The sequence below is a fragment of the Arthrobacter sp. RIT-PI-e genome (assembly GCF_001187915.1).
Classification (GTDB): domain Bacteria; phylum Actinomycetota; class Actinomycetes; order Actinomycetales; family Micrococcaceae; genus Arthrobacter_D.
This window is the reverse complement of sequence record NZ_LGIU01000085.1, coordinates 148705-158730: the sequence shown is the minus strand read 5'-3', so window position 1 is coordinate 158730 and position 10026 is coordinate 148705. Positions and strand designations below refer to the sequence as shown.

The 10026-nt window shown below is 69.7% G+C and carries 10 protein-coding genes; 3 read left to right on the top strand and 7 right to left on the bottom strand.

Annotation, left to right across the window (positions count from 1 at the left end; translation table 11 throughout):
- Positions 1-128 precede the first annotated feature (128 nt).
- From mnhG to AC792_RS12615, 6 genes are read right to left on the bottom strand one after another with little or no spacing between them, the layout of a single operon-like run.
- Positions 129-521: a monovalent cation/H(+) antiporter subunit G gene (gene mnhG, locus AC792_RS12640; protein WP_049830844.1), complete on the bottom strand. Its 393-nt coding sequence runs from the start codon at positions 519-521 to the stop codon at positions 129-131.
- Positions 522-525: 4 nt separating this feature from the next.
- On the bottom strand, positions 526-783 hold the full coding sequence (locus tag AC792_RS12635; protein WP_049830843.1) for a monovalent cation/H+ antiporter complex subunit F: 258 nt from the start codon (positions 781-783) through the stop codon (positions 526-528).
- Positions 780-1325 (bottom strand): Na+/H+ antiporter subunit E, encoded by a 546-nt coding sequence (locus AC792_RS12630; protein WP_049830842.1) that lies wholly within the window; start codon positions 1323-1325, stop codon positions 780-782. The genes AC792_RS12635 and AC792_RS12630 overlap by 4 nt, the downstream gene beginning before the upstream one ends.
- Entirely contained in the window at positions 1322-2932 is a 1611-nt protein-coding gene (locus AC792_RS12625) for a Na+/H+ antiporter subunit D (RefSeq protein ID WP_049830841.1), read from the bottom strand. Before AC792_RS12625 ends, AC792_RS12630 begins: the two co-directional genes overlap by 4 nt.
- On the bottom strand, positions 2929-3399 hold the full coding sequence (locus AC792_RS12620; protein ID WP_049830840.1) for a Na(+)/H(+) antiporter subunit C: 471 nt from the start codon (positions 3397-3399) through the stop codon (positions 2929-2931). Before AC792_RS12620 ends, AC792_RS12625 begins: the two co-directional genes overlap by 4 nt.
- Positions 3396-6392: a Na+/H+ antiporter subunit A gene (locus AC792_RS12615; RefSeq protein WP_082177719.1), complete on the bottom strand. Its 2997-nt coding sequence runs from the start codon at positions 6390-6392 to the stop codon at positions 3396-3398. The genes AC792_RS12620 and AC792_RS12615 overlap by 4 nt, the downstream gene beginning before the upstream one ends.
- 146 nt (positions 6393-6538) lie before the next feature.
- On the opposite strand from AC792_RS12615, the gene AC792_RS12610 reads away from it, so the two are divergent.
- Positions 6539-7921, top strand: coding sequence for an MFS transporter (locus tag AC792_RS12610; protein ID WP_049830839.1), 1383 nt, complete (start codon positions 6539-6541; stop codon positions 7919-7921).
- 66 nt (positions 7922-7987) lie between these two features.
- On the opposite strand, the gene dcd is transcribed toward AC792_RS12610, so the two are convergent.
- Positions 7988-8563: a dCTP deaminase gene (gene dcd / locus AC792_RS12605; protein ID WP_049830838.1), complete on the bottom strand. Its 576-nt coding sequence runs from the start codon at positions 8561-8563 to the stop codon at positions 7988-7990.
- Between the two features lie 88 nt (positions 8564-8651).
- Between dcd and AC792_RS12600 the strand changes: the two genes are divergently transcribed.
- Complete coding sequence (locus AC792_RS12600; protein ID WP_442853620.1) at positions 8652-9701, top strand: M4 family metallopeptidase; 1050 nt, start codon at positions 8652-8654, stop codon at positions 9699-9701.
- Positions 9698-10003 (top strand): protealysin inhibitor emfourin, encoded by a 306-nt coding sequence (locus AC792_RS12595; RefSeq protein ID WP_049830837.1) that lies wholly within the window; start codon positions 9698-9700, stop codon positions 10001-10003. The genes AC792_RS12600 and AC792_RS12595 overlap by 4 nt, the downstream gene beginning before the upstream one ends.
- Positions 10004-10026: the final 23 nt, after the last annotated feature.

Genomic DNA, 10026 nt, shown 5'->3' with positions numbered 1-10026 from the left:
GTGGGTCATGAGGGGTAGGTCCTTCGCGCGGATGGGTTGTAGAGGTACTTCCATCCTGCGCTCGGGGACCTACCCCTTTCGCACGCTCACACCACCTGGCGCGTTAGCAACGTCATGACCCACAACACCTAGTGCCGGGTGTCCTCCTGTGCAGGCCCGGCTGCCTGACGCGGGGTGTCGTCGTGGGCGGCGTGGGTCACGATGTCGTCCAGCTCGTCGAGGGTCAGCAGTTCGCGGCGCAGGTGACGCGTACGGTACCCGGCGCGACCGACCATGTGGGCGGAGACGGGGCTGGTGAGCAGCTGGAAGATCCAGCACAGCACCAGGACCGGCACCAGCGCCCAGACCTCGAGTTCGACCGCGAGGGCCAGCAGGAACAGGAGCAGCCCGAGGACCTGGGGTTTGGTGGCCGCGTGCATGCGGGAGAGCAGATCCGGGAAGCGCACCAGACCCACACCTGCGGCGAGGGACATCAGCGCTCCTCCGATGAGCAGCACCGAGACGATCACGTCGTGGATCATGGCCCTACTTCCTGTCCGTGACGAACCGGGCCACGGTCACGGACCCGATGAACCCGATCAGCGAGACCACCACGAGCAGCACCAGGTTGTCCGTGTGACGCCCCACGATCATGTTCAGGACCAGTCCGGCGCCGATGGTGGCGAGGACCACGTCGAGCGCGAGGACCCGATCGAGGACCGACGGCCCGATCACCGCCCGGTAGACGGCCATGATCGCCGCGAGGCTGAGTATGCCGCCCACCACATATATCACTGCGGTCATGCCTTCTCCTCCGCCTTCAGCGCTGCCAGATCCGCACGACTCCCGAGGATCCGGATCAGCCACGCCTCCGTGGCCCGTACGTCCCGGCGGATGGCATCCGCGTCGGCCTCGTTGCTCACGTTCAGGGCGTGGAGGTACAGCGTGGACGTGGAGCGGTCCACCTCCAGCACCAGTGATCCGGGGATCAGGGAGATCGCGTGGCCGGTGGCGGTCACGAGGATGTCGGAGTGGCTGCGCAGTTGCACGGCCACCACCGCGTTCCGCAGGGTGGGGCCCTTGGTGAGTGCCAGCCAGAACACCTCGAAGCTGGCCGTGACCAGCTGGAAGAGGAATCGTCCGAGGAACGGCACCAGCAGCAACGGGTTGAACCGCCCCGTCAGCTCCACCGGGGGCAGGTAGAAGAAGTTCACGATCACGTACGCGATCAACGCACCGAAGACGAGGTTGCCCAGGCCGAAGTCCTGCCAGAGCGCACCCCAGACCAGGACCAGCCACAGGACCAGGGGGAGTTCGGTGATCAGCGGGATCCGTTGTCTGCTCATCGGTCTGCCCCCTCGCCCAGCACGGCCTCGATGTACGGGGTGCGATCGAGCATCTCCTGCGCGGCGCCGTCACTGAGCGTGAAGAGCGGGCCGGCGAGGAAGGTGAGCGCGAGGCCCAGCCCCACCAGCCCGATTGTGGGGCCCGTCATGGTGCGCGGGAGGAGGGTGACCGGGTTCTTCCCCGCGAAGCGCCCCGTGTCCTCACCGGTCACGTGGCGGGAGGTGCCGATGCTGCTGCCGTCGGCCTTGCTGGCCAGGAGGATGGGATCCGGGTCCGCCACGTCCTCGGTGCTGCGCCAGAACGCGCGGTTCCACACGCGGGCCATCACCAGGAGCGTCAGCAGACTCGTGACCACGCTGGCGGCGACGAGCACGTAGGTCAGCGGTGTGCCGAGATCCACGCCGGCCTGGATGAGCCCCAGCTTCCCCAGGAAGCCGGAGAACGGCGGGATGCCCGCGAGGTTCATGGCCGGGACGAAGAACAGGACGCCGAGCAGCGGTGAGAGCTTCGCGAGTCCGCCGAGCCGGTCCACGTTGGCCGTACCGCCGCGCCGCTCGATGAGACCGGTGACCAGGAACAGACTGGTCTGCACCGTGATGTGGTGCGCCACGTAGTACACCGCCGCACCGAGGCCCACCCGCGTGGAGATCGCCAGACCGAACACCATGTACCCGATGTGGCTCACGAGCGTGAAGGAGAGCAGCCTCTTGATGTCCGACTGCGCCAGGGCCCCGAGGATGCCCACGATCATGGTCAGCAGCGCCACCACCATCAGGAGCGAGTTGATGCGGTCCCCCGGGAACAGGAGCGTCTCGACACGCACCATCGCGTAGACACCCACCTTGGTCAGCAGCCCCGCGAACACCGCCGTCACCGGTGCCGGCGCCGTGGGGTAGGAGTCCGGCAACCAGAAGGAGAGCGGGAAGACGGCGGCCTTGATGCCGAACGCCACCAGCAGCATCAGGTGCAGCACCAGCTGCGTGGCCGGGTCCACGTCCTCGAGCTTCACGGCGAGATCGGCCATGTTGATGGTCCCGGTGGCACCGTAGATCATGCCGATCGCGATGAGGAACAGCATGGAGGAGACCACGCTGACCACCACGTACGTCACCCCGGCGCGGATCCGCGGTGCCGTACCGCCGAGCGTCATCAGCACGTAGCTGGCGGTCAGCAGGATTTCGAATCCCACGTACAGGTTGAACAGGTCGCCGGTGAGGAAGGCGTTGGACACACCGGCCACGAGGATCAGGTAGGTGGGGTGGAAGATCGACACCGGGCCGTCCTCGTCACCGTCCGCGACGCCCTGGCCCGAGGCGTAGATCAGCACCGCGAGGCTCACGGCCGAGGAGATCACCAGCATCAGAGCCGAGAACTGATCGACCACCAGCACGATCCCGAACGGTGGTTCCCATCCGCCCAGCCGCACCGCGTGCGTTCCCGTGGACGGGGCGTTGACGAGCATCAGCACCTCGATGAGGAGGGTGACACCGAGGACCGAGATGCTCACGGCGCGCTGCGCGTGGGCATGCCTGATGAGGATGAAGGTCACTGCCGCCCCGAGGAAGGGCAGGACGACGGCGAGCGGCGCGAGGTCGGCGGCGATCACAGTCCGGTCCCCCGGACGGCGGTGGAACCCGAGTTCACGACGTCGTCCTGCTCGAGGAAGTCGGAGGTGTCCGCGGCGAGCTCGGCGTCGTCCTCGTGGTCGTAGGCACCGCGGTCGGTCCGGACGCGGTGGTCCTCGGGGTCGTCCTGGACCTCGTCCTCACGGCCCAGGACCCACGAGCGGTAGATGATGCCGAGCACGAAGGCGGTCACGGCGAACGTGATCACGATCGCGGTGAGGATCAGCGCCTGGGGGAGACTGTCCGTGTACTCCTCCGCGGGTGTCCCGGAGACGTACAGCGGCGCCCTCCCACTCCCCCCGCTCATGGCCAGGATGAGGATGTTGGCGCCGTTCCCCATGAGGATCAGGCCGAGCAGCACACGGGTGAGGCTCCGCTCGAGCAGCAGGTAGATTCCCGCGGCGAAGAAGGCGGCCATGAGCACGATGAGCGTGATGTTGACCGTCATGGCCGAGCTCCTTCGGTGGTGGATGGTGCGCGTGTGTCCGGACCGGAGTCTTCCTCCACGGGCCGCTCGTTCTCCTCCCGCTCGTCGATCTCCGAGCCGAGACTGCGCAGGACGTCGAGGACCAGGCCGATGACGACCAGGTACACGCCGATGTCGAAGATGGTGGACGTCACGAACTTCACGTCACCGAAGACCGGCATCCAGAACTCCAGGATGTAGCTCTCGAGCACCGCGCCCCCGAGGAACAAGGGCGCCACCGCGGTGAGCGTCACGATCCCGAGGCCCACACCGAGCAGCGTCCCCGCGCTGACCGGGCTCGCCTCGGCCAGCTCGAACCGCCCACCCGCGAGGTACCGGATGGCCAGTGCGAGGCCTGCCACGAGGCCTCCCGCGAAGCCTCCACCGGGGAGGTTGTGCCCCGCCACCAGCAGGTAGATCGAGAGCAGGATGATGGTGTGGAAGAGCAGGCGCGTGATCACCTCGAAGATGATCGACCGCCGTTCCGGGGCGAGTGTGCGGCCGGCGACCAACCACGGGTCGCGGGAGACCACGGCGAAGCGTTCCGCCAGCTGCCGGGCCGCGTCCGACCGGCCCCCCGCGCTCAGCGGCCCCTGTCCGCGGTCCCCCGAACCGTCCTCCACCCCTTCGGCGCGACGCCGGCTGTCACCACGACCGCGGACGAAGATCAGGCTCGCGACACCCGTGGCCGCGATGGCGAGCACCGTGATCTCCCCGAAGGTGTCCCAGGCACGGAGGTCCACCAGGAGCACGTTCACCGCATTGGCCCCGCCCCCGATGTCGTAGGCGAGTTCCGGGTAGGCCAGGGAGATCGGATCGGCGGTCCTCGACGCCATGGCGGACATGGCGATGACCGCCATCGTGATGCCGAAGGCGATGCCCAGGCCCGCGCGCAGCAACCGGTGCGTGCTCCCGCGGTGGTCCCACAAGCGGGCCGGCAGCGAGCGCAGCGCCAGCACGAAGGCCACGAGCACGATCGTCTCCACCAGCATCTGCGTGAGGGCGAGGTCCGGTGCGCCGTGCAGCGCGTAGATGATCGCCATCCCGTACCCGGCGACGCCCACCATGAGCACGGCGGTGAACCGCTTGGTCGCACGCAGTGCCGCGAGGACCCCGATCAGGATCACCACCACGGCGACCACCTGCACCGGGGAGTCGGCGACCTCGAAGCTCGTGGGAAGCGGTGCATCCAGCAGGATCAGCGCGGACAGCGGTGTGGCCACGGCCATGGTGAGGATGACGAACAGGTAGAAGGACAGCGAGCCGCGCTGGGTACGTCCGGTCACACGTGCGGCGACGTCGTCCACCACGTTGATGGTCGACCGGTACGCCTCGTCCGCCCCGATCACCGTGGGCAGCCGCCCCTGCAGGCGCTCGAACGGCTCCCGCAGGAGGTACAGCGCGACCCCTCCGGCGATGGTCACGGCGGAGAGCACCAGGGGAAGGTTGAACCCGTGCCACAGCGCGAGGTACGACTCCTCCCCCTCGGCCGGGAACAGACCGGCATAGGGCTGGATCATGGCATCGAGGGGCACCGGCCAGAGGCCGAAGAGCAGGGAGGCGACGGCGAGCAGTGCCGGCGCCAGGAGGAACGTGGCCCCCACGGCGGCGAAGTCCGTCCGCGGCTTGCCCCGCTTGAGGGCGAAGGCGCCCCAGACGAAGCGCGCGCTGTAGGCGAAGGTCAGGATGGACCCGAGGATGATGCCGCCGAACAGGAGCACCCCGGCCGGGCCGTGCTCGGCGCGGTGCAGGAACGCCTCGTAGACGGACTCCTTCGCGACGAAGCCCAGCAGCGGGGGCACACCTCCCATGGACGCCGCTGCGATCAGGGCGGTCACGAAGAGCAGCGGGGACGCCGCTCCCACGCCGGAGAGCACGCGCAGGTCCCGCGTACCGGCCTGGTGGTCGATGATCCCGACCACCAGGAAGAGCGTGGCCTTGAAGAACCCGTGGGCCAGCAGCAGGCCGAGCCCGGCGACGGCGCCGTCCTGTCCGCCGAGTCCCACCACCATGGTGAGGAACCCGAGCTGGCTCACGGTCCCGTAGGCGAGCACCAGCTTGAGGTCGAACTGCCGCAGTGCACGCCAGCCCCCGATCAGCATGGTGGCCATGCCGAGGACGAAGATCACCGGGTACCAGTACGCCGTCTCCGTGAAACCGGGGGCGAACCGGGCCACCAGGTAGATCCCCGCCTTCACCATCGCCGCGGCGTGGAGGTAGGCGCTGACGGGCGTCGGGGCCGCCATGGCGGCGGGCAGCCAGAAGTGGAACGGGACGAGCGCCGACTTGGTGATCGCGCCCACCAGGACCAGCACGATCGCGACGTCGACCAGGGTTCCGCGGGCCACGAGGTCGGAGGCGCCGGCCATCACCTCGGAGATCCGGTAGGTGCCCGCCGCCTCGCCGATCATCACAAGGCCCACGAGCATGGCGAGACCGCCGAACGTGGTGACGATCAGCGCCTGCAGGGCGGAACGGCGCGCCGAGAGGCGCTGCCGCGAGTACCCGATGAGCAGGTAGGAGAGGATGGTGGTGATCTCCCAGAAGATGAACATCAGGATCAGGTCATCGGCCAGGACCAGTCCGAACATCGCGGCGGCGAACGCGAGGAGCTGCGCCCCGAACGCACCGATGCCGGGATCGTCGTCCTTGAAGTAGCGGGCACAGTAGAACAGGACGAGCGCCCCCACGCCGAGGATCAGCAGGCACAGGACGGCGGCGAGGGAATCGAGCCGGAAGGCGAGCGCGAGCTGGAGCTCCGGGATCCAGGGCACGGTGACCGAGGGGGGCGCGCCCGGCTGTCCCTCGAGCGCCGACTGGTCCGCGGAGAGGACTGCCGGCAGCATCGTCAGGAGCCAGCCGAAGCCGGCCGCCGGGGCCGCCGCGAGGACGAAGAAGGCGGACCGTCCCAACCGGGGGAAAAGGAAGGGCGCCACCAGGGCGAGCGCGAACATCGCCAGGAGCACGGTGAACATGGGGGATCTCGATCTTCCACTGGGGGACGGTCGGGTTTGCCCCATTCTATCGGTAGGGGGCCCCTGCCGATTCCACGGGGTCCGCTGCCGCGCCTCTTCGCCCGTGCCTCCCACCCCGGGCCGGCCGTGGCGTTAGCATTCGCAGTATGAGTGCGCACCAGCGTGGCACGGGCACCGCGGCCTCGTCCCCCTCCCCGTCCGTGGGATCCGGCCGCCTGTCCAGCAGGCCCGTGCTCGCATGGGCGTCCTGGGACTGGGGTTCGGCGGCGTTCAACGCCGTCATGACCACCTTCGTGTTCACCGTCTACCTCACCTCGGACGCCTTCGGCGGCGAGGCCCGGGCCTCCCAGGTGCTCGGCTGGGGACTGGCCGCCGCAGGGCTGCTGATCGCCCTGCTGGCGCCCGTCACCGGTCAGCGCTCCGACACGGGCGGGCGCCGCAGACTCTGGCTCGGGGTGAACAGCCTCCTGGTGGCGGTCCTCACGGGCCTGTGCTTCTTCGTGTTCCCGAGTCCGGAGATGCTGTTCCTCGGGGTGGCGCTCATCGCCGTGGCGAACATCTTCTTCGAGTTCGCCAACGTCAACTACAACGCGATGCTCACCCAGATCTCCACGCCGTCGTCGATCGGCCGGGTCAGCGGTTTCGGTTGGGCCATGGGGTACCTCGGGGGCATCGTGGCCCTCCTCGTTGTCCTCGTGGCGTTCGTGGAACCGGTGGTGGACTGGCCCGGGGCCTCCAGCGACAACGGGCTGAACATCCGGCTGGTGGCGGTCTTCTCCGCCCTGTGGTTCGCCGCCTTCGCGCTGCCGGTACTGTTCGCGGTACCGGAGGTGCCGCGACGTCCGGACGCCCCGCGACCGGGCATCCTCGCTTCCTACGCCCTCCTGGTGCGCCGGGTGAGGACGATCCACCGGGAGAGCCCCCACACCATCTACTTCCTGCTCGCGAGCGCCGTCTTCCGCGACGGCCTGGCGGCGGTCTTCACGTTCGGCGGGGTCCTCGCCGCGGGCGCCTTCGGGTTCTCGACGAGCCAGGTGATCGTCTTCGCGATCGTGGCGAACGTCACCGCCGCCTCCGGTGCGGTGGTCGGCGGGTTCCTGGACGACCGCGTCGGCCCCAAACGGGTGATCATCGGATCGCTCCTCGGGCTCCTGGTGGCCGGGACGGCGATCCTCGTCCTCGGGACCAGGTCCTACGAGGTGTTCGGCCGGGACTGGACCTCGGACACCACGTTCTGGGTGTTCGGTCTGCTGCTCACCCTGTTCGTGGGCCCGGCCCAGGCCTCGTCCCGGGCCTACCTCGCCCGCCTCGCGCCGCCCGGCGGCGAGGGCGAGATCTTCGGGCTCTACGCCACCACGGGGAGGGCCGTGAGCTTCCTCGCACCCGCCCTCTTCGCCCTCAGCATCACCGTCTTCGGCTCCCAGCTGTCCGGCGTCGTCGGCATCCTGGTGGTACTGCTCGCGGGTCTCCTCCTCCTGCTGCCGGTGCGCCCACCCGCCGTGGGACACGCCTCCGCATCCACGGGGTGAGATCGGCGCGGACGGCCGCCCGAGGTCGTCGCGGCCGTGGAGGAGCGCGGCCGGGAGGAGGTGGGGTCAGATGACCGTCCGGTGGAAGTTCAGGTGGCTCCGCGACGCCGTGGGGCCGCGCTGGCCCTGGTAGCGGTTCCCGTACTCCCCCGAACCGTAGGGGTGCTCGGCCGGTGAGGTGAGCTTGAAGAAGCACAGCTGGCCGATCTTCGAGCCCGGCCACAGCTTGATCGGGAGCGTCGCCATGTTGGAGAGCTCGAGCGTCACGTGCCCCGAGAAGCCCGGGTCGATGAATCCCGCCGTCGAGTGCGTCAGCAGCCCGAGGCGCCCCAGCGAGGACTTGCCCTCGAGCCGGGCGGCGATGTCGTCGGGGAGGGTGACGGTCTCGTAGGTGGATCCCAGCACGAACTCCCCCGGGTGGAGGATGAAGGGCTCGTCCGGTGCCACCTCGACGAGGCGGGTCAGCTCCGGCTGGTCCTCGGCCGGGTCGATGTGCGCGTACTTGTGGTTGTCGAAGAGCCGGAAGTAGCGGTCGATGCGGACGTCGATGCTGGAGGGCTGCACCATCCCGGGATCGTGCGGGTCGAGGACGATCCGCTGGGCGGCAAGTTCTGCTCGGATGTCGCGGTCTGAGATCAGCACCGTCCAAAACTACCAGCCGGGACACCGCGTCCGGCTCCCGGATGTCGGCCCCCGGGTCTACCGTTGGACCAACCCGAGGAGGTTCCCCGTGCAGAGAATCCACTGCGGCATCGTCCCCCCGCACCTGCTCACGCGGCTCGCCGCGCTGGACACGCCGGTCGCCCCGCGCGCCGCCCGGTCCGCGCGTCACGCCCTCCTGGAGCTGGACCCCCTCGTCCGGGCGCGCTCCGAGGCGCTGGGCTCCCCGGTCCGCAGGACCCTGACCGTTCCGGCACCCCTCACGCGTCGCATCCACGACGCCGGTGGGCGCGAAGAGCTCCCCGGTACCCTCGTGCGCGCCGAGGGCGCTCCTGCCACCCGCGATCCCGCCGCGGACGAGGCGTACGACGGCCTGGGGGCCACCTACCGGCTCTTCTCCGAGGAGTACGGGCGGTCCTCGATCGACGGCGCGGGGATGCCGCTGGAGGCGACGGTGCACTACGGCACGCACTACGACAACGCGTTCTGGGACGGGGACCGCATGGTCTTCGGCGACGGCGACGGCGAGGTCTTCGGGCGTTTCACCGCATCCCTCACCGTGATCGCCCACGAGCTGGCCCACGGGTTCACGCAGTACACCACGAACCTCGAGTACCGCGGCCAGTCCGGAGCGCTGAACGAATCGCTGTCCGACGTGTTCGGCGTGCTCGTGGAGCAGCGGGAGCTCGGCCAGGGGGCCGGCGACGCCGACTGGCTGGTGGGCGCCGGGATCTTCACCCCGGGCGTGAGCGGCCAGGCCCTCCGCTCGCTCCGGGCCCCCGGGACGGCGTACGACGACGACCTGCTCGGCAAGGACCCGCAACCCGCCACGATGGCCGACTACGTGGAGACGGACACCGACAACGGCGGCGTGCACATCAACTCGGGCATCCCGAACCACGCCTTCTACCGTGCCGCCGTGGCTCTCGGCGGGCCGGCCTGGGGCGGGGCGGGCCGGAGCTGGTACGCCCCCGGGCTGGGCGGGGGCGTGCCGCCGGGCTGCGATTTCCCCCCCTCCGCGCGGGCCCCCGTCCGCCCCGCGGCGGCCCGCGTCGGGGAGGGCAGCCGTGAGGCGGGGGCGGTCCCCGAGGCCTGGTCGCAGGTGGGGGTGCTCGGGTGAGGATCGAGATCACCCGCTCCGGGGGCTTCGCGGGCATGACCCGCACCTGGGTGATCGAGGTCAGCCGGAGCGAGGCCGAGCAGCGCTGGATCCCGCTCGCCGAGGCGGAGGCAGGCGCTGGTGACGGGGAGGCCGGTTCCGGTTCCGCGCAGCGTGACAGGTTCAGCTACCGGATCCTCGTGGGCTACGTGGAGGTACAGGTCCCCGAGAGCCGGCTGGAGGAGCCGTGGAGGGAGCTGATCGCCCGCGCCCGCTCGGATGACCGGAGGGCCGGTGACGAGGGAACCACCGGGAAGGAGTGAGCGGCCGGTGAGGACGGGCCGGA

Coding starts and splice junctions, on each gene's coding strand:
- mnhG (WP_049830844.1), bottom strand. CDS start 521: ATGATCCACGACGTGATCGTCTCGGTGCTGCTCATCGGAGGAGCGCTG.
- AC792_RS12635 (WP_049830843.1), bottom strand. CDS start 783: ATGACCGCAGTGATATATGTGGTGGGCGGCATACTCAGCCTCGCGGCG.
- AC792_RS12630 (WP_049830842.1), bottom strand. CDS start 1,325: ATGAGCAGACAACGGATCCCGCTGATCACCGAACTCCCCCTGGTCCTG.
- AC792_RS12620 (WP_049830840.1), bottom strand. CDS start 3,399: ATGACGGTCAACATCACGCTCATCGTGCTCATGGCCGCCTTCTTCGCC.
- AC792_RS12615 (WP_082177719.1), bottom strand. CDS start 6,392: ATGTTCACCGTGCTCCTGGCGATGTTCGCGCTCGCCCTGGTGGCGCCC.
- AC792_RS12610 (WP_049830839.1), top strand. CDS start 6,539: ATGAGTGCGCACCAGCGTGGCACGGGCACCGCGGCCTCGTCCCCCTCC.